The organism is Leptospira neocaledonica (assembly GCF_002812205.1).
In the GTDB taxonomy this organism is placed as follows: Bacteria; Spirochaetota; Leptospiria; order Leptospirales; family Leptospiraceae; genus Leptospira_B; species Leptospira_B neocaledonica.
On record NZ_NPEA01000002.1, the window covers coordinates 90,327 to 110,732 of the forward strand.

General features: G+C 40.6%; 17 protein-coding genes. 4 read left to right on the forward strand and 13 right to left on the reverse strand.

The features are described 5' to 3' along the window. Positions 1–26 precede the first annotated feature (26 nt). Both CH365_RS02820 and CH365_RS02825 read right to left on the reverse strand, forming a co-directional pair. A complete protein-coding gene (locus CH365_RS02820; RefSeq protein ID WP_100767099.1) occupies positions 27–1,580 on the reverse strand; it encodes an FAD-dependent oxidoreductase in 1,554 nt (517 codons plus the stop codon). Next, positions 1,570–2,148: a twin-arginine translocation signal domain-containing protein gene (locus CH365_RS02825; protein WP_100767100.1), complete on the reverse strand. Its 579-nt coding sequence runs from the start codon at positions 2,146–2,148 to the stop codon at positions 1,570–1,572. Before CH365_RS02825 ends, CH365_RS02820 begins: the two co-directional genes overlap by 11 nt. A gap of 103 nt (positions 2,149–2,251) precedes the next feature. On the opposite strand from CH365_RS02825, the gene CH365_RS02830 reads away from it, so the two are divergent. The 3 genes from CH365_RS02830 (at position 2,252) to CH365_RS02840 (ending at position 5,127) form a co-directional block, all read left to right on the forward strand. Continuing rightward, positions 2,252–2,485, forward strand: coding sequence for a ferredoxin (locus CH365_RS02830; RefSeq protein ID WP_100767101.1), 234 nt, complete (start codon positions 2,252–2,254; stop codon positions 2,483–2,485). A gap of 334 nt (positions 2,486–2,819) precedes the next feature. Continuing rightward, positions 2,820–4,733 (forward strand): PAS domain S-box protein, encoded by a 1,914-nt coding sequence (locus tag CH365_RS02835; RefSeq protein WP_100767102.1) that lies wholly within the window; start codon positions 2,820–2,822, stop codon positions 4,731–4,733. Further along, a complete protein-coding gene (locus CH365_RS02840; protein WP_100767103.1) occupies positions 4,717–5,127 on the forward strand; it encodes a response regulator in 411 nt (136 codons plus the stop codon). The genes CH365_RS02835 and CH365_RS02840 overlap by 17 nt, the downstream gene beginning before the upstream one ends. On the opposite strand, the gene CH365_RS02845 is transcribed toward CH365_RS02840, so the two are convergent. The 7 genes from CH365_RS02845 to CH365_RS02875 all read right to left on the reverse strand — a co-directional run bounded on the left by CH365_RS02845 (position 5,128) and on the right by CH365_RS02875 (position 13,917). Beyond that, a complete protein-coding gene (locus tag CH365_RS02845; RefSeq protein ID WP_100767104.1) occupies positions 5,128–6,594 on the reverse strand; it encodes an NADP-dependent isocitrate dehydrogenase in 1,467 nt (488 codons plus the stop codon). A gap of 132 nt (positions 6,595–6,726) precedes the next feature. Beyond that, entirely contained in the window at positions 6,727–7,923 is a 1,197-nt protein-coding gene (locus tag CH365_RS02850; protein WP_100767105.1) for a molybdopterin molybdotransferase MoeA, read from the reverse strand. Then, on the reverse strand, positions 7,920–8,834 hold the full coding sequence (gene moaCB / locus CH365_RS02855; protein ID WP_100767106.1) for a bifunctional molybdenum cofactor biosynthesis protein MoaC/MoaB: 915 nt from the start codon (positions 8,832–8,834) through the stop codon (positions 7,920–7,922). The genes CH365_RS02850 and moaCB overlap by 4 nt, the downstream gene beginning before the upstream one ends. Before the next feature lie 171 nt (positions 8,835–9,005). Then, on the reverse strand, positions 9,006–9,776 hold the full coding sequence (cobA, locus tag CH365_RS02860) for a uroporphyrinogen-III C-methyltransferase (protein WP_100767107.1): 771 nt from the start codon (positions 9,774–9,776) through the stop codon (positions 9,006–9,008). Positions 9,777–9,780: 4 nt separating this feature from the next. Then, entirely contained in the window at positions 9,781–10,146 is a 366-nt protein-coding gene (nirD, locus tag CH365_RS02865; RefSeq protein WP_100767108.1) for a nitrite reductase small subunit NirD, read from the reverse strand. 9 nt (positions 10,147–10,155) lie between these two features. Further along, positions 10,156–12,669: a nitrite reductase large subunit NirB gene (nirB, locus tag CH365_RS02870; RefSeq protein WP_100767109.1), complete on the reverse strand. Its 2,514-nt coding sequence runs from the start codon at positions 12,667–12,669 to the stop codon at positions 10,156–10,158. Between the two features lie 33 nt (positions 12,670–12,702). Beyond that, positions 12,703–13,917: a nitrate/nitrite transporter gene (locus CH365_RS02875; protein ID WP_100767110.1), complete on the reverse strand. Its 1,215-nt coding sequence runs from the start codon at positions 13,915–13,917 to the stop codon at positions 12,703–12,705. Positions 13,918–14,255: 338 nt separating this feature from the next. On the opposite strand from CH365_RS02875, the gene CH365_RS02885 reads away from it, so the two are divergent. Further along, complete coding sequence (locus CH365_RS02885) at positions 14,256–17,768, forward strand: nitrate reductase (protein ID WP_100767458.1); 3,513 nt, start codon at positions 14,256–14,258, stop codon at positions 17,766–17,768. A gap of 52 nt (positions 17,769–17,820) precedes the next feature. On the opposite strand, the gene CH365_RS19935 is transcribed toward CH365_RS02885, so the two are convergent. The 4 genes from CH365_RS19935 to CH365_RS02900 all read right to left on the reverse strand — a co-directional run bounded on the left by CH365_RS19935 (position 17,821) and on the right by CH365_RS02900 (position 20,362). Further along, positions 17,821–17,997 (reverse strand): hypothetical protein, encoded by a 177-nt coding sequence (locus tag CH365_RS19935; protein WP_165782564.1) that lies wholly within the window; start codon positions 17,995–17,997, stop codon positions 17,821–17,823. Positions 17,998–18,241: 244 nt separating this feature from the next. Beyond that, the gene (locus CH365_RS02890; protein ID WP_008593886.1) at positions 18,242–18,655 is read right to left on the reverse strand and encodes a nucleoside-diphosphate kinase; all 414 of its coding nucleotides are present in this window, start codon (positions 18,653–18,655) and stop codon (positions 18,242–18,244) included. 13 nt (positions 18,656–18,668) lie between these two features. After that, positions 18,669–19,154: a pantetheine-phosphate adenylyltransferase gene (gene coaD, locus CH365_RS02895; RefSeq protein WP_100767112.1), complete on the reverse strand. Its 486-nt coding sequence runs from the start codon at positions 19,152–19,154 to the stop codon at positions 18,669–18,671. Then, entirely contained in the window at positions 19,151–20,362 is a 1,212-nt protein-coding gene (locus tag CH365_RS02900) for an argininosuccinate synthase (protein ID WP_020769181.1), read from the reverse strand. Before CH365_RS02900 ends, coaD begins: the two co-directional genes overlap by 4 nt. Positions 20,363–20,406 lie beyond the last annotated feature (44 nt).

The following is a 20,406-nucleotide window of genomic DNA, read 5'->3' on the forward strand; positions in this document are numbered from 1 at the left end:
TCGATCCAAAAGTACCGAGATAGAATTCAGGACTTCTGTTCTGCAATAAATTGGGCCGCTCTTTTAGAGAATGCCATAATTGTATAGCTCGGGTCCACGGAAACCGCTGTAGGAAATACACTGGAATCGCTTACATATAAATTCGAAATTCCATGTACCTTATGTTTCCAATCCACAACCGAAGTTTTAGGATCCAGTCCCATTCTGCAGCCACCTGCAGGATGAGGAGCGGCCATTGCCATTGAAGCAGGTGTTAATGGAAGAGAATCAACAACACCAATTTCCTCAGGTTTAGTTAGGACGGTTCTTTTTAGATCCGGAAGGATGACCTTGTATGCACCTGCTTTAAAGTTCAATGTAACTTGTTTGCGAATACAGTCTTTCAGTATCTCTTTAGTGAGTGGTCCAAAGCTGTATTGGACTTCTCTTTTTCCGCCGGACTTAACTTCTATTCTACCTAGCTCGGTATCCGGATCGTCAATCCAACCTATTGTACCTCCGAGTTTAGGAAGCTCTTTCATGATCTCGAAATGTTCTGCTCCGAATCCTGGTACCAAGGCACCAATCGCGCCGGGTTGCAATTGATTGGCCATGATGAGATAGCCACCCTCTCTATAAGTGCCTCCCGCATAACGTGCCAATCTAAATTCTTCCACTCCATATGCAGAAGGAATATTTCTCCATTGGATGATCGGTTCTTTATACAACGCATGAACGAAAGGAGATGGATTGATCGCTAAAAATTCTCCTAAAGCGGGTAACTTTCTTTTTAATCCGTTTTTAAGAAGAAAGGTAGAGCTCCCGAAACCTCCAGCTGCGACTACAACTGTGTCCGCTTTAAAACGCAATTTTACTTCGGATTCTTTTTGAGAAGGTCTGTCTATCACAACCGCCTCTAATCCGACTACCTTGTCTCCTTCAAATTCCAATTCTAATGCCTTAGTGTCTGCATAAAGATCAGCGCCCAAAGCCATTGCCATGGGAATATGCGTGATTAGTTGACTTTGTTTTGCTCCGAACATACAGCCTTGCATACAATGTCCGGATTTTTGACAGTTCTTTCTTGCTTGAGGAACCGGGTTGCCTTCCCATCCTAATTCTTTGGAAGCTTTACGAACCAACTGGTTCATTCTATTATAATTTTCTTCTTTCGCAGGATGTACGTTTAGTGTGTCGTCTAACTCTTTCCAGAAGGGTTCCAGATCTTCTGCGCCATGACCTAAAACACCGAATTTATCCTTCCAAAGTTCTAATCTGTCTTTAGGTGTCCTATAACTGTCCGCCCAATAATGAACGGAAGCGCCACCTACGTTTTTTCCATAAACTATATTTACTGTTCCATCCGCAGTGGTGGCCATATTTCTTTCTGCGGAAACTTTACCCGCCATATTCAATTCATGATTATCGAATGATCCGGTATGATAGTAACCCCCTTCTTCGATTAAGGTTACCTTCTTCCCCGCCTTTGCTAGTTCATAAGCGACGGTAGCACCTCCACAACCGGTTCCGATTACTAAAACTTCTGTCCGGATCTCTTTGGATTCGCCCAAATTTTTCCATTCGTAAATTTTACCCGACATCGGAACCTCCTACTAGTTTGCGATAATAGATCCTGGATTCACTTAATTTTTCGGGAGGATTTAAGAAAGGTCCGTCATACGAAATCGCTTTGAATGTAGACTCGTGTCCGTAGTACATTAAAAAAATAGGCATTCTTAAATTGGCCCAAACGGCTCTTACAGTCTCTGAGTCGGATTGATTCAATTCCGATAAGAACTTTCTTCTGGATTCCAAAGAAAGTTTGGAGAATCTGGAAAACTTCCAATGGAATAAGGGAAGATATTCTAAAACCAATATTAAAGTTTTGAAATCGTCGGATAAGAATGGATCTACGAAATAAAATTCCTCATCCAATCTTTCTAGTACTTTAGCTTCTTTGTATGTTGGAGCGCTAGTAGCTTCAGGTAAGATAGCTTCCGATAAGGCGGCTAGAGTCTCAAGTTCGGATTCGGAGAAGAATAATACTTTAGGTAATTGTCTGGAAGATCTATTTAAGATACAAATGGATCCCCCAAGTACTAGAGCTCCTGACCCGGCGAGTCCTAGTCTCAAGAATGTTCTACGGGAAAACTGTGGGGCTGACGCCATTGCAGTGTTTTCCTTTGATTCTTGGACTTGTCAATCCTATCCTACCCGCTTCTATGTAGAAAACCAACTTGACGTTCCAAACGTTCGATAATCCTTAGTATTCATGGCAGATAAGAATGACAAAGTTCCGGAAAATGTTTCGGGAAAATTCTATGTTGATAATAGCTGTGTTCCTTGTAATGACTGCTTGGAAGAGGCTCCTCAACTTTTGAAATATACCGACGATGAGTCTAAGGTATATTTTCATAGACAGCCTGCCAATCCGGAAGAAGCGATTGCCGCACGCAAGGCTAAGGAAATCTGTCCTGTGGAAGCGATTGGAGACGACGGGGAATAAACCGTCCGAAGTTTTTCGGTTTTAACCGGATCGAAAAACTTCTCCCATAATCGAATTACGTTTTTCTAATTTTCTTTTCCTCTTTTTAATCTTTCTAAAAGAGATGAAACCCACGCGAAAAAAGGTTCCTTCTTAGGAACCGAATCCTCAAAAGCAGATCACTCGTTCTAAAACGAAATGTTTGGTTCCGAGTAAAATTTGAAATCTTTAGAGCCGTTTATTTTGCGGAAATAAAATCCTTACATTTTGGGATTTTCGGACCTTTTTTATTCGCAATGTACTCGTCTAAGTCGTCTTTATATGTATCAGTTAATAGAGCAAGTTCTTGCATTTTATGGAAGAAAGACTGGGTCAGGAAAAAATCAAATTGGATCAAAACCAAGATTTGTACCAGATCTTAATCGAAACCAGTCGGGAACTGATTTGTCTGCATGATCCGGAAGGGATCTATCTTTATGTAAATCCTATCATCGAGACTCTAACCGGTTTTAAACCGAAGGAATTATTGGGTCGTAATCCGTACGATTTTATCCATCCCGATGACAGAGACCGTATTCTTGTAGATTCTCATAATCCTGCAAAAGAAGGAAGACCTACAGTCGCAACACAGTATCGCTTTTTAAAGAAGGATGGAGACTATATTTGGTTCGAAACCTTGACTCAACCTATTACAAATAAAGAAGGTAAGGTCACTTATTTAAATACAACTTCTAGAGATGTTACCGACCAAGTGCGACTAACGGAGAGTTTGCAGCAGGAAAAAAAATTTTCCTCTATCATGGCTGAGCTCGCAAAAGTAGGAGCTTGGGAATCCAATATTGAGACCGGCAGTTTGTATTGGTCTTCTGAAATTTTCAGGATCCTGGAAAGAGATCCTTCTCTAGGAATAGATAGAGATACTGTATATCATAAATATTCTTACCCGGAAGACTTAGAAAAATTAAGAGAGTATAATTTAAGAGTCTATCAAAAAGGTGAGACTTACTCTGTGGAACATAGGATGATCACAGAAACAGGAAGAGTGATTTGGGTGCGCACCCAAGGTAAACCTGCTTATTCTGATGGAAGGATCGTTGGAGTATACGGCGCGATGCAGGATATTACTCTTTCTAAATTGGTGGAAGAAGAGATTCGTTTAAGTGAGAAAAAATTTTCCGAAGCATTCCATAGTTCTGGTAACGGAATTATTCTGTTAGATAAAAACGGACACTTTTTGGAACTGAACCAGTCCTTTGCTAAGATGATAGGATATGAACCTGACGAACTTCTTTTCAAATCTTTCCAAGACGTTACTTATCCTGAAGATCTAAACGTAGGCGCGGAAGCCTTTCGTAAAATAATCGACGGAGAACGAGATAGCGCTCAATTCGCAAAGAGATATATCCACAAAAAAGGGCATATAGTCTGGGTGTTTATCACTGGGGTCGCAGTCAGAAAAGACTCAGGTGAACTGATGTTTATTGTTTCTCAGATCCAGGATATTTCCCGTAAAAGGATCTTAGAAAATATTCTGAGAGAAAAAAATGCAAGACTCAGATCGGTCGGTAATCACTTAAAGGAAAGGATCTCTCAATTAGAAGAATTCAACCAGATTGTGTCCCATAATATGAGATCCCCGATCGGGAATATCTCTACGCTTGTAAAGTTTTTAGAAGAGGCGGAAACGGAAGAAGAGAAGGTCGAATATATGGACTATCTCAAGACCACCTCTGACCAATTACTTACTACATTAAACGAAATCGTAGAAGTTATTAAAATACGGCAAAGCCCGAAGGTTGTCTCCGAAGAAATCTCGTTTGAGTCCGTATTTTCCAGAGTAAAGGCCATGTTTTTAGGCCAAATATTAGAATGTGAGGCTGAAATCATCACGGATTTTTCGGAATCTCCTTCTATCGTCTACCCTCCGGTCTATCTGGAGAGTATATTCTTAAACTTACTTTCCAATTCTTTGAAATATAGATGTGAATCCCCTCATCCAGTGATCCGGTTTAAGACATTTTGGTCTCACGGAAATCATATATTAGAAGCGCAGGATAACGGTTTAGGAATTGACTTAAATAAACATGGGGACCAGATTTTTAAATTACACAAAAGATTTCACCGAAACACGGACGGAAGAGGTTTGGGTTTGTTTATGACCAAAAACCAGATCGAGTCCCTGGGTGGAGAAATCCATGTGGAAAGTAGTCCTGGACAAGGCACGAAATTTATAATTCATCTTTCTAAAGCAAATGAATTCACTATCTAAAAAACAGAAACTTTTACTCGTAGATGACGATGCGATTTTCGTAGAGATTGCTAAAAGAACCATTGAAAAAACGGGTGCTGTTGAAAGTTTAAAAGTATTTCCGGACGGAGAAGGTGCTATCAGCTTTTTGAAAGAACATCAAAGCGAGCCGGATATCATTCCCGATTTTATATTTTTAGATATTAATATGCCTTTTATGGATGGTTGGCAATTTCTGGATGAGTATGCAAATTTTGTAAACTCTCTCAGTAAAAAACCTGAAATCTATATGGTCAGCTCTTCCGTAGATGATTCGGATCTAAGAAGAGCTAAAGAAATCCCATTAGTAAAAGATTATATAATTAAACCAGTATCCTTGGATTCGTTTAAAAAAATCCTAACGAACCAATTTTAATTATTCTCCTCCGCCTAAGGAAAACGCTCTTTTTCCCTGGAATTTATACAAATTATCCGTTTGGATACTGTCTAATCCGGCTTCTGAAATTCTAAGTAATAATTTTGCAATTTGTTCCGGCTGGATTTTAAGAAAGCCGTCTCCTGATTCTGTATCAGGAGTTTCAGGATTTACGAATCTGCATCTCCAATGATCCGTTAAAAAAGTTTCAGGAGCACCATTCGGATAAACTTTTACCCCTCTATTAGTGATCATTCTAAGTTTCAGATCTCCTGAGACGGCACTTAGTTTTTTAGCAAGCTCTTCCGAAGTTCCAGGGGCCCAATCTAAGAATACATCCACACCTACTAATTCTTTTTCTAGGGCCTTTCTTTTATATTCAGGAATATGGATGGCTTTTGCTTTTCCAAAAGAGATAGGCTTAAATTTTTCAGGTAGATGTCCTAGATTTCCGATGACCGCTTCTCCGAATTCTTTTGTTCCTACTTTAATTCGGCTTACACCTGCTTTGTAAATATCGCCTGTATGAATTCCTTCTTCGATAGTAAGTAACCAAGCGTTTTGGATCTTGGCGGCGATATCAGGTTGCCCTAAATGGACGAGCATCATAACTGCCGCGTTGATAAGCCCGCTTGGGTTTGCTATATTTTTTCCTGCGATGTCCGGTGCAGAGCCGTGAATCGCTTCGAACATAGAGACAACTTCTCCTATATTTGCAGATCCTGCCATACCGACTGAACCTGCAACTTGAGCGACTATATCCGAAATAATATCTCCATATAAATTCAATGTGACGACTACATCGTAGGCCTGAGGTCTTTCAGCTAAGTGGGCCGCACCTATATCGATGATTTCGCTTGCCGCTTCTAAATCCGGATATTCTTTTGCAATTTCTTTGAACACATCATGAAATAATCCGTCAGATTGTTTCATGATATTATCCTTTACCATTGCGGTTACTTTTTTTCTGCCATAAGCCTTTGCGTACTCGAATGCATAACGGATGATTTTTTCGGACCCAGGTCTTGAGATCAATTTTAAACATTGGACAGTGTCCGAAGTTTGTTTATGTTCTATTCCTGTGTAAAGATCCTCTTCATTTTCTCTTACGATAACCACGTCTAACTTCGGATGTTTTGTGTCTACGTAAGGATAAAGAGAGATACAAGGTCTAACGTTAGCGAATAACCCTAAAGTGGTTCGAACGGTTACGTTTAAACTTTTGTAACCGCCTCCTTGGGGAGTTGTGATTGGGGCTTTAAAAAATACTTTTGTGTCGCGAAGAATATCCCAAGACGCAGGTTCTATTCCTGCGCTATGACCTTTTTTATAAACCTGTTCTCCGATATCTATAAAGACCGGTTCAATGCTCGCACCTGCCGCTTCTAAGATTCTAAGAGTGGCGTCCATAATTTCCGGACCGATCCCATCTCCCTTAGCAACAGCGATTTTTTTCTTCGAGCTCATACCGACCTCCGGCGAAATATTTTTATATTTTCGAATATGTGCCCAAATATCGGATGTAGGAATTCCTACAAAACGTTTTTGAGATAGTATAAATCTTACTTCAACCGACTAGGCGCCCTAAGTCAATCTGGATTAAGCCCATGGATGGAATTCCAACAAATCGCCTTCTTTCAGATTTTCCGTTTCCGAAAATTGGACTCCTAGACCATCCGAAAAAATTCCTGCTCGAATATCCCCACTTCCGTTAAACTTCTTTTCCTTTAAAAAGGTTTGGCCTTTGGTCTCATAAGAAACTGGGAAGAACTCGGTCAGTTTGTTTTTCTTTTTTCTTTCTCCGTCAAAAGGCAAGTAGATCGGTTTCTCTGGAGAAAGTCCTAAAAACTTTCTTAGATATGCTTCCACAAAGATCCTAAAACAAACTTGAACGCTGAAAGGATTTCCCGGTAGACCAAAGACTGCCTGGTTTTCCTTCTTACCGAACCAAATCGGTTTTCCAGGTTTGATCCTCACCTTATGAAAGATCTTCTCCACTCCCGAAGTTTCCAGAATTTTAGGAACAAGGTCTAAGTTTCCCATAGAAACTCCGCCGGAAAGAATGAGAAGATCCGAATCCAAACCTTCTTGCACTGCTTTTTCCAGAAGGACCGAATCATCTCCGGCTCTCGTAATAGATAAAGGGACTATACCGTATTTTTGTAATAAAGATCGGATAGAATAAGAATTGGAATCTCTGATCTGCCAAGGTTTAGGGATTTCACCCGGACCAACAATTTCATTTCCAGTCGAGATCACTCTTACTCTTGGAAGTTTGGAAGTCTGGATGGAATATTTTCCCAAAGAAGAAAGTAAGGAAAGAACGGAGGCGTTGATTAAAGTCCCTTCCTTTAAAATTTCCTGATCTTGTTTTAGATCTTCTCCTTGGATTGCTATATTGGAGAAGGAGCTGGATTTTTCCGTGCGAAAGCGAACCTGCTTCTTTCCATTAGAAATTCCTAAATCTTCGGAATCTTCTATCTTGATAACAAGGTCGAAACCTTCCGGGACAGGGGCACCGGTCATGATACGAATGGCTTCTTCTCCCCTTTCCAATAGGAAAGATTCTCCTGCATGTAATTCTCTTGTATAAGAATAGATGCGATCTTCTGAAAAACCTTCGGACTTCAAGGCAAATCCATCCATAGTTGCCCTATGAAAAGGGGGATAATCTCGATCAGCGCAGATTTTTTCTCTTAGTATTTTACCAAGAGAATGTTCCAAGTTTGTATTTTCGGAAGAAGTAACACTCGCAGAAGATTCTATGAGTGTTAGCGCCTCTTGGACAGAGATCAATGCCCTTCTCCTCTCATCATTTTTTTTGCATGGAATACCGCAGGAAGAATGGCTTGTAAACTTTCCGTGGCACCGTTCGTACTTCCTGGAACTGACACCACTAATGTTTTGCCTATCCTACCTGCAATAGATCTGGATAACATCGCAAAAGGGGTTCGATCTTGGCCGAAGGATCTCATTGCCTCTGCGATACCTGGGATTTCTTGTTCCAATATTTCTTTGATTGCTTCCGGAGTATTGTCTCTAGGTCCGAGTCCTGTTCCACCTGTAGTGACGATCAGGTCTAATCCTAGTTTAGACCATTCTAATATTGTATTTCGGATTTGTTCCGGCTCGTCCGGAAGAATTTCCGATTTAATAGTTTCTACATCATGTTCTTTTAATAAATTTAAGATAGCCTTTCCAGATCCGTCTTCTCGTTTGCCTTGGAACGTAGAATCGGAACAAACTAAAATTCCCGCCTTCGAACCTGCAGCAAATTTGGTGATCTGTGCATCCGTTTTTCCTCCCTTCTTTTCTAAAAGGCGAATAGAGGAAATTTCCAATTCTTTGTCTATAGGTTTTAGTAAATCATAAATCACTAATGAAGCTACGCTGACGCCCGTCAGAGCCTCCATTTCTATCCCTGTTTTTCCGATAGATTTTGCAGTGGTCAAGATCCGGACAGCGTTTTTGTCGGAAAGAACTTCGAATTCGATTTGGAAAGAATCAATGGAAACAGGATGACAGTGAGGGATAAGTTCAGAAGTTTTTTTGGAGCCAAGAAGTGCAGCTGCCTTTGCGACTCCGAAAAGATCCCCCTTAGGAAGAGTGTTTTCTTTGATCCTAATTATGGTTTCCGGTTTGCAGAATACAAAACCTTCCGCTTGAGCAGTTCTAAGCGTTGTTTTCTTTCCGGTTATATCGTTCATGCTTCCTCTTAGCGGGAATCCGCAGGAATCAATATAATTCTGCACAGGAAAACTGCGAGTAGTTTACCTGTGGTTTGGAGTAAAAACATTTTGTAGGAAATCCAACATCGGGCTCGAGAATAAGATCTCGTTTTGTAGGAGTTCCTACGTCGGTTTCAAAAGCAGAATTTCCTAACAGTAGGAGATCCTACCTTCTTCTTTTAACCTTTGTAGCTCTGTATAAAAATTCACGATTTGCCCGAAGATCAAAAGTGCAGGCGTTTTGATCTGGAATTCTTCCGCTTTGTCCAGACAGGTATCCAGATTTGCTAAAACTAACCTCTGGGTAGGAAGGGTCGCATTTTCTATAAATGCCATAGGAGTAGAGCCAGAATTTCCGGATTCCAATAAATTCTCCCTGATACTTTCCAAACTGTTCAGCCCCATATAAACCAAAACTGTTTTACCTTCTAAGTTCAGTTCTTCAAAACTTTCCGGATTTTTGCCGGTCTTCTTATGGCCGGATAAGAATAGTATTTCTCTCGCGTATTCTCTATGAGTGAGTGGAATTCCCAAACTGGAAGCGGCTCCGGAAGCTGTGGTCACTCCTGCTAAAATTTCACATTCAATTCCTAAGGATGCGAGATGTTCTATTTCCTCTCCTGCTCTTCCGTAAATAGAAGGATCTCCTCCCTTCAAACGAACTATATTAGAATATTGTTTAGCATATTCTCCTAATTTTCGATTGATCTCGGTTTGGAGACAACTATGTTGTCCGATCCTCTTGCCTACATATTCCAAGACCGCGGACTTTTTACAATATTTCAAAACTCCTGCTGATACAAGATCGTCGTAAAGAACAACATCTGCCTTTCTTAAAAGTTTTACTGCACGAACTGTGAGAAGGTCCGGATTTCCCGGACCTGCACCTACTAAATATACTTTTCCCGTAAAAGAATCCATGACCTTAACCCTGAGTTCCTGGGCTTTCGATCCCGATATAAACGGTTCCATCCTCGATATGAACTGGATACGTTTTTATTGAGTATTCTTCTCCGCTCATACAAGCTCCTGTTTTAAGAGAGAATGATTTTTTATGCATAGGACATGCGACCTTAGGTTCTCCTTGAGAATCGCCTATCATTCCTCTCGATAAAACCATATCCCCCGTATGAGGACATTTGTTCTCGCAGGCAAACCACTCGTTTCTAGAACTGAAATGAAAGATCGCGATTTGTTCTCCGTAAACTTTAGCACATACTCCTCCATCTTCCGGAAATTCACTTACTGTGCTAACAGGTATCCAAACAGGTTCTTTTGCGGTTGTGTTCATTTGTATCTCCTAGTTCGAAACCAATTCTTTTTTAGGCCAATCGACAGGACGTTTTTGTCCTCTTTCTTCGATGAAACGAACTGTAGGATCGGAATCTTCGCTGTTTATGAAATGTTTATATTTCTTTTGTTTTTCCGGATCATCGACTACGTCTTTCCATTCGCAAACATAGGTCCCGACAAGATTATTCATCTCTTCTTCCAAGGATTTGTTAATACCAAGTCTGTCGTTGATGATCACATCTTTCAGATATTCTATCCCGCCTTCCAGTTGTTCCAACCATGCAGAAGTTCTGACGAGTTTATCCGCTGTTCTGATATAGAACATCATGAACCTATCAATGTATTTAACGCAGGTCTCTTCGTCTAAATCAGCAGCGAGAAGGATTGCGTGTTTAGGATTCACACCTCCGTTTCCACCAACATAAAGGTTCCAGCCTTTTTCAGTGGCGATAATTCCGAAGTCTTTGCCTCTTGCTTCCGCACATTCTCTGATACAACCTGAGACTGCAGATTTTAATTTATGAGGAGCTCTGATCCCTCTATATCTTTCTTCAATTCGGATTGCGAATGCAGTACTGTCTTGCACTCCGTATCTGCACCAAGTAGAACCCACGCAACTTTTTACGGTTCGCATCGCTTTACCATAAGCATGTCCGCTTTCGAAACCTTCTTCTACTAGATCTTTCCAGATGTCGGGAAGTTGTTCCATTTTCGCACCTAACAAATCTATCCTTTGGCCACCGGTGATCTTGCAGTAAAGATCGTACTTCTTCGCAATCTGACCTATCACGATTAATTTATCCGGAGTGATCTCTCCACCGGGAATACGAGGAACGACAGAGTAAGTTCCACCTCTTTGGATATTAGCTAAATACTTATCATTGGTGTCTTGGATCTCTCTATACTTTTGGATCGGCTCGTTATAGATACTCGCGATGATAGAAGCTACAGCAGGTTTACAAACCTCGCAACCGTTCCCCATTCCATGAGTGCGGATCATTTCTTCGAAGCTTCGGATCCCTTTAACTTTTGCGATCTGGAATAATTCTTGTCTGGAATATTTAAAATGTTCGCAGACATGTTCCGTGACAACTTTGCCTTGCGCACGAAGTTCCTCTTTCAGGATGGAATTCATCTGAGGAATACAACCACCACAGCCGGTTCCGGACTTAGTACATTCCTTTAAACCTTTCAGATCAGAACAAGCACCTGAACGGATCGCACCTAAAAGATCTCCTTTAGAAACATTATTGCAAGAACAGATCTTAGCATCATCTGGAAGTGAACCGAATGCCGAACCTTCTTCTGATGGAGTTCCTACAATCAAAGACTCAGGTTCGTCAGGAAGTTCTACATTATTTAAATAGAGGGTAAGAAGATTGGAGTATGCATCCGCATCTCCAACAAGGATTCCCCCTTTCAGTTTTTTGCCATCCGCAGAAAGTACTAATTTTTTATAAACGCCAGTGCGAGGATTCGTATAAGCGATAGGAAGATGTTCCGTTTGGCCTAACGCGTCTCCGAAAGAAGCAACATCTACTCCGATCAATTTTAATTTTGTAGAAAGATCGGAACCTGCGTAAGACTTTGTTTTTTGTCCAGGGCTACAAAGATTATAAGCGAGTATTTCCGCCATTTCGTAACCTGGAGCGACAAGACCATAGATCATTCCTTTATGGAGGGCAACTTCTCCGATTGCGTACACTCCGTAAACATTAGTCCTTAACTCATCATCTACAAGGATCCCGCCTCTTTGTCCGACCTCTATTCCAGAATTTTTTGCCAGTTCATCTCTGGGTCGGATACCTGCGGAGACAATCAACATCTCCACTTCTAAAACGGAACCATCTACGAAATCCAGCCCTTGAAAGCTTGAATCGCCTAATGCTTGTTTTGTTTCTTTATTTAAATGAATACGAACGCCTAAGGATTCGATCTTTGATTTTAGAACGGAAGAAGCGGCCTCGTCTAATTGTCTAGGCATTAAACGAGAAGCGAATTCTACTACATGACTTTCTTTTCCCATGTCTAAGACTGCTTTAGCAGCTTCTAAACCTAATAAGCCCCCACCAAGTACTGCTACTTTGGAAACTTGTTTAGCGTAAGACATGATCTTTTCTAGATCTTCAATCGTGCGATAAACGAAGACACCTTGTTTATCCACGCCTTCGAAATTCGGAACAAAAGCAGAAGAACCGGTAGCAAGAACTAACTCATCAAAAGGTAATTCAGTTCCGGCAGAAGTGATTACCTTTCTGGAAACTGTGTCTACAGAGATCGCAGGTTCCGAGAGTAATAATCGGATACCATTGGTCCTATACCAATCGGAAGGAGAAAGATAGAGAGAATCTGCGGATCTATTCGTGAAATATTCGGAAAGATGAACACGATCATAAGCTCTTCTAGGTTCTTCTCCTAAAATAGTTACTTCAAATTTTTCTGTTCCACCATATTCTGCGATTTTTTCGGCGAATCTATGACCCACCATTCCATTTCCAAGAATTACTAACTTCCGTTTCATTTTATCTATCTCCTTTTCCTTTTAGGAGCCGGCTTAAGCCGACTCCAACTCTAAGGATTCGTTTTTTCTATTTCTTTCCCAAACATACGTGTTCATCATGAATAGAAGGAAGGCGGATAACGCAACTACCACGGACAAGACTACGAATCCAATGGAGAAGGTTCCGGAAATCGCTTTCAAACTTCCTAATAGATTTGGTACGAAAAATCCTCCCAGACCTCCGAATGCTCCGATAAATCCTGTAATGATCCCGATCTCTTTACTGAATCTAAGAGGAACAAGTTGGAATACGGAACCATTCCCTAAACCTAAGAAGATCATTAAAGTGATGAAGATAGGAAGTATAACTCCTACTGCGGGGAGCCAAGAGATTGCGATCAGACAAGAAGCGACTCCTGCGAATACTCCTAATAAAACAGTAACCCCGCCGAATTTATCGGAAAGATATCCGCCTATGGGGCGAACCAAACTTGCACCTAAGATACAATAAGATGTGTATAATCCAGTAGTAACCTTATCCACACCATATTGGTCATGGAAGAAGATAGGAAGAAAACTTGCTATACCTACGAATCCGCCGAACGTTACGCTATATAGCAAACAGAAGAATAAAGCGTCTCTGGATTTGATTGGTACTAAATATTGTTTTAAAGGTTTTTTGGAAATTGTTCCAGGACAATCTTTCGCAAAGATTAAGAAGAATACGAAAGCAAAAGCTAAAGGAATAAGAGCAAGACCGAAAACAGCATGCCATCCGAAGTTTCTTGCAAGATCGGGAGCAAAGAACGTAGCGATCACAGATCCACTGTTACCAGCACCTGCGATACCCATTACTAAGCCTTGGTATTCTTTAGGATACCATCTACTAGCTAAAGGAAGAGCTACTGCGAAACTTGCTCCAGCTGTTCCCAATAATAATCCAACAAGAATTACTTCAGGAAGAGTGTTCGCAAATTTCCAACCCAATAACAGGGTGATCATTGTCACACCCATTCCGCAAAGGCCGACGATCTTAGATCCATAACGATCAGAAAGTAACCCTAAAGGGATTCTCAATAATGTTCCTCCTAATAGAGGAACGGAAACCAACATACCCTTTTGAGCAGGGCCTAGTTTGAATTCTTCTGAAATAAAAACGCCTAAAGCAGCAAGCAGCATCCATACCATGAAGCTGAAGTCAAAGTACAGAAAGGAGCTCACGAGCGATGGAAAGTGACCGATAGATACGAATTCACGAAATTTTTTCATTTAAAGCTCTCCGTTAACCGAGCAATATGCTCACATACAGCCTTAAGCAAAAGTCATGCCAACTATTGAATACAATTTTTGAAAAAACTTATATTAAGATAGAATCATATAAAAAATTAGATTATGCCCTTCTTTTTCGAACACGTATTAAAAATCTTGGCTCTGGCGGACTAAATAGAAAGAACAAAATTGCTAGAAATTACGCATATATTGTACATGATGCTTAATTAAAATGCGTAATTTCTGAAGCAGCTCATTTTTTATTTGGAAACGGTGCAGGTTTATACGAATCGTTTATAAAATTTTTGAATTGGCATAAAAATTGCTATAAACTGGTTGTGAACACAGAAAACGGATATCGAAGTACCTGTTCTTACTGCGGAGTTGGATGCGGAGTATTGATCCAAAAGGAGAGTGAGACCAATTTTACGATCCAAGGGGATCCGGATCATCCTGCAAATAAAGGAATGCTCTGTTCCAAGGGGATGAATTTACATCATACCGTATTGGATAAGAGTGATAGGCTTTTGCATCCACTAGCAAGAAATCCTAAAACGGGAGAATTGCAAAAAATTGATTGGGATTCTGCGTTAGTAGAGATAGCTTCTCGTTTTAAAAATCTGATCAAAGAATACGGACCTGATTCGGTCGGCTTTTATGTATCCGGACAATTATTGACGGAAGAATATTATGTGGTGAATAAACTCACCAAAGGTTTTTTAAATACAAATAATATAGATACCAACTCCAGACTGTGTATGAGCTCTGCAGTTGTAGGTTATAAAATGTCATTGGGCGAGGATAGTGTTCCTATCTCTTATGACGATATAGAGATTGCGGACTGTTTTTTGATTGCAGGTGCCAACCCCGCTTGGTGCCATCCTATTCTTTTCAGAAGAATAGAAGCTAGAAAAAATTCGGATCCGAATGTTAAGATCATCGTGGTAGATCCTAGAAAAACGGAAAGTTGTGAGAATGCAGACTTACATCTTCAGATTATACCCGGAACGGATATATTATTATTCAATGCAATTGCAAGAAGTCTGATCGAGACTGATTCTTTAGATCCTGATTTTATTAAATCTCATACTGAAGGTTTTGAAGAATTAAAAGAAAAAGTATTTTCTATCAGCATGGAAGAATATGCGGACTCTTGCGGAGTTCCGGAAGAATCTATTCGAGAAGCGGCAAGTTTAATCTCGAATTCGAAAGGATTTCTAACTCTTTGGGCAATGGGATTGAACCAAAGTGTAGTAGGAGTAAATAAAAATTTAGCATTAATTAATCTGAATCTGATTACAGGCAAGATCGGTAAACCTGGATCCGGCCCGTTCTCCTTAACCGGACAACCGAATGCTATGGGTGGAAGAGAAGTAGGTGGCCTATGTAATCTTTTGCCTGCTCATAGAAATTTAGCAGATGAAAATCATAGAAAGGAAGTCGCGGATTTTTGGGGTGTGGAATCGATTCGGGATAAGCCTGGTTATTCTGCCACCGAGATGTTTGAAAATCTCAAAAACGGGAAGATGAAAGCCATTTGGATTGTTTGTACAAATCCAACTGTAAGTCTTCCTGATGCAAGAACGGTAGAAGCAGGGCTTAGAAATGCCGAACTAGTAGTTGTCCAAGATATTTCCAATCGTCATGAGTCCATTCCATTTGCTCATTATGTTCTTCCCGCTGCAGGGTGGACGGAAAAACAAGGTACCATGACCAACTCCGACAGGAGAATAACGTATCTACCTAAAATTTTCAATCCACCAGGAGACGCAAAGGCAGATACTTGGATACTCACAGAGTTTGCGGAGAAAATGGGATTTGGTTCTTCTTTCAATTATAAGAATGAAGAAGAAGTTTTTCTAGAACATTGTAAACTTACCAAAGGTACAAATCTAGATATCGCAGGTTTGGATTATTCTATCTTACAAGAAAGAAGATCCGTGCAATGGCCTTTTCCTTCCAAGGATCATATCGGAACTCCACGTTTATTTTCTGACGGAAAGTTTTATCGTCCGGGTGGAAGAGCAAAAATACATTCCGTAGAGCCGGAAGATAATTCTGAAAAAACAAGCGAGAACTTTCCTTTAATTCTTACTACCGGCAGGATCAGAGACCAATGGCATACGATGACCCGTACAGGAAAGGTGAGAAAACTCAAAGAGCATAAAAAAGAACCTTATCTAGAGATCCATCCGATCGATGCAAAAGAAAGAGAGATTATAGAATCTCAGATCGTAGAAGTTAAAAACGAAAGAGGAAGTGTTCGAGTCAGAGCCACGATCACGGAAAGTATCCGACAAGGTACTGTATTTTTACCTATGCATTGGGGAAGAAAGAACGGGAACGACGAAGCAAGAGCGAATAATCTGACTAGTTCAAAGTTTGATCCCTTTTCCAAACAACCAGGTTTTAAAATATCCGCAGTGGAAGTTCTTCCTTATAAAAAACCAAAGGAAAAAATTCTTATCATCGGCGGAGGAAATGGAACTCTTGCATTCCTTAGAAAGTTTAGAGCCATCTCTCCTGAGGATGAGATCACTGTATTGTGTAAGGAAGAATATCCCTTCTATAATCGTATTCTATTGCCTGATCTAATCAGCGGAGATAAACAATTCTCCCAATTGTCCGCGGTCAGTCCGGAAGAAATCGAATCTTGGAATATAGAAGTAAAGTCATCTATCTCTGTCTCAGAGGTACTTCCGGAAGGGAAGAAGGTCAGAGATTCCCAAGGTAATTTATATTCTTATAATAAACTGATTATTGCAACAGGTAGTAGACCTTCTATCCCTAAATATATTCCGGAGAAGATGTTAGGAATCTTCAGTCTTCGTTCCAAAAACGATGCGGATCGAATCAAAGGATTTTTTGTTCCGAACACTCATGCATTGATTGTGGGGGGAGGATTATTAGGTCTAGAGCTCGCGGCCGCATTAAAATCCTTGCATGTAAATGTCACGGTCTTAGTTAGAACGGATCGATTGATGTCCAAACAGTTGGACGAGATCTCGGGAGAAATTTTAAGAAAAGAAGTAGAATCAAGAGGAATACAAATCTTATTCGATACTGAGATTTCTAAAGTGTATGGAACAGAAAGATTAGAGAGCGTTAAGTTTAGAGACGGTTCCAGCATTCGCCCGGATGGAATTGTATTCGCAGTAGGCACAGTTCCAAATTTGGAGCTAGCAAAAGAAGCAGGGTTGAATTGTAAGTCCGGAATTTTAGTGAACGATTTCTTGCAATCAAGCGATCCTGATATTTATGCGATAGGAGAAGTTGCTGAACATTCTACAGGAATGTATGGAACGGTTGCCGCCACGGAAGAACAAGCTGAGTTTGCAGCTTGGCATATGTACGGATATAAGATTGGTTCATATTCTGGATCCATGCATTCTAATCTTCTAAAAATACCCGGTTTGGAATTGGTATCATTGAGATTGCCTGAGGTTCCGATGGACGAGGCAGGCCCTGAATACGAAGAGATAGTGTTCTTCGATAAAAGAAAGGGTCGCTATAAAAAATGTATTATTAAAGGAGATCGTTTGGTCGGAGCCATCTTGGTCGGTGACAAGTCTGAATTTTCGGAATTTAAGGCAATGATCTCTTCTGGAATTGAGTTGGGAGATAAGAGAGATAGACTATTGACCGGATCTTCTCCACTTAAGCCTCCTATAGGCGCATTGGTTTGTTCTTGTAATGGTGTAGGAAAAGGTAATATAGAAGAAGAGATCCGTAATGGAGTTTGTGATCTTAAGACTATTTCAGAAAAGACTGGGGCAGGAACCGGTTGTGGAAGTTGTAAACCCGAGATAATGAAAATTTTAAGAGAGACCGGAGCTATTGCCCCGGCTTAAGAGTCCGCAATGCGGACAATAAGAACTTTCAAATTTTAGACGAAGAATAAGATTACTCTATATCCAGATCTATATCGGGCTTTTCCGCGATAAAATCGTCTTGGGAGTAAATCACTTCCAAAACATCGTCCATCCAATCCGGGGCGCCGTCGAACAAAGTGTCCTTTGCCCGGTATTTTTCTATGATACGGCTGTGCTTGATGATTTGCTCTTTGGTGACTGCGTTCATACTATTAGCTTCGGTCGAAACGGTGGTTTTATTTCGCCTACGTAGGAAAAATAGAGAAAGATATTTCCAAAAAGTACAAGAAAAATTCGTTATAATCCGGATTTTTTTCTCCGACAAGAACGTCGGTCATAAGAACATCTTTATATAAAACAAATGTTAGGTTGTTGTATATTAGAAGATAATAATAAAAAACCCGGTGGTCTTTTTAGGGACACCGGGTCTATAAAAGAAAAGATCGGTTCTATTAGAACAGTTCGTTTCCTTTGAAGAAGAAGCTGATCTCTAATGCAGCATTGTCATCTGAGTCCGAACCATGCACTGCATTTGCTTCTTTGCTTTCCGCAAATAGAGCTCTGATTGTGCCTGCTGCAGCTTCTTTAGGATCTGTAGCTCCGATCACGTCTCTCCAATGTTGAACCGCATTGTCTCTTTCCAAAGCAGCTGCAACAATCGGTCCGGAAGACATATAGCTGCAAAGATCGTTATAGAAGGGACGAGCTGAATGCACTTTATAGAATTGTTTTGCGTCTTCCAGGGAAAGTTTAAGGTATTTTAGTCCTAAAATTTTGAATCCTTCTTTTTCGATCCTTTGTAGGATATCGCCGACATGTTTGTTTTTCACTCCGTCGGGTTTGATCATGATAAATGTTCTAGCCATTTTTATTCCTTAGTTACTTGTTGTATAATTTTTTAAGTAATGCTTTGCTAACGTGATCTGGTACCTGAGCGGATACATCTCTTCCATGCCTTGCCACTTCTTTTACGATGGTTGAAGAAACAAATGAATAGTCGTTGGAGGACATCAGGAAGATGGTCTCCACTTCCGGAGCAAGCTTTTTGTTCATTAGAGAAATTGCATATTCGTAATCAAAGTCAGTGACCGCTCTGAGTCCTCTGATAATACTTTTAGCTCCTCTTTTGGTGCAATAGTCCACTGTCAGTCCTTCGAAAGTGTCTATTTCCAGATTGTCCCAACCTTTGGTTGCTTCTCTGATAAATTCTATTCTTTCTTCGATGGAAAAAAGAAAACTTTTATTGGAGTTTACCGCGACACCCACGATCACTTTATCGAATAGACCTACTGATCTATGAAGAATATCTAAATGTCCTCTAGTTAAAGGATCGAAGGAGCCTGGATAAACAGCAATTCTTGTCATTTTTTACGCAACCTTGCAGCTTCTTTTGCAGGTAACCCGTATAGGTTGATAAAACCTTCGGCATCTTTTTGGTTGTATAGCTCTTCTTTTTCGAAAGTCGCCATCTCCGGATTGTAAAGTGAAACCGAGGATTTTCTTCCTACAATAATGCAGTTTCCTTTATATAGTTTTACTTTCACAGTTCCGGTAACGAATCTTTGGGTTTCGGAGATGAATGCTCTAACTGCAGCCATTCTGGATGAGAACCAATGCCCGTTATAGATTAGCTCTGCAAACTCTGCGGATAATTTATCTTTATGATGTTGTGTGTCTCTGTCTATCGTGATCGATTCCAAGTCTCTATGCGCATGGAATAGAATAGTTCCGCCAGGAGTTTCGTATACTCCTCTGGATTTAATTCCTACGAGTCTATTTTCTACGATGTCCACTCTTCCGATTCCGTGTTTTCCGCCGATCGTATTTAGAGTATCAACTACTTGGTAAGGATCCATTTTTTTGCCGTTTACCGCGACACAATTTCCCTCTACGAAATCGAGTTCCACGTATTCAGGAGAATCCGGTGCCTTCTCCGGAGAAACTGTAAGAAGGAACATATCCTCGTTCGGTTCTCTATAAGGATCTTCTAATATTCCTCCTTCGTAAGAGATATGCATCAGGTTCCTGTCCATCGAATAAGGTTTAGAAGCCGTGACAGGAACAGGGATACCTTTTGATTTTGCATATTCTATCAGGTCGGCTCTTCCTCCGAAGGACCAGGTCCTCCAAGGAGCTATAATTTCTTTTTCAGGCGCCAATGATTTGAACGCTAACTCGAAACGAACTTGGTCATTTCCTTTTCCAGTAGCACCATGAGCGAATGCATCTGCTCCTTCTTTTTTGCCAACTTCTACCATTGCTTTTGCGATCAATGGACGTGCTAAGGAAGTTCCTAGCAAGTATCTCATCTCGTAGATCGCGTTTCCTTGGATGGCAGGATAGATAAAGTCTCTTGCGAATTCTAAACGAAGATCTTCTATATAAACTTTGGAGGCTCCGGTTTTAATCCCTTTTTCTTCTAAACCTGTGAGCTCTTCTTTTTGACCCACGTCTGCGGTAAATGCTACCACTTCACAACCGTAGGTTTCTTTTAGCCAGGTTAGAATTACGGATGTATCCAATCCGCCGGAATATGCTAATACGATTTTCTTTATGTTCTTTTGAGCCGCCATTCTAAGGATAGGGAAATCGCTGGACCCCTCCCGACAAGTCCGAT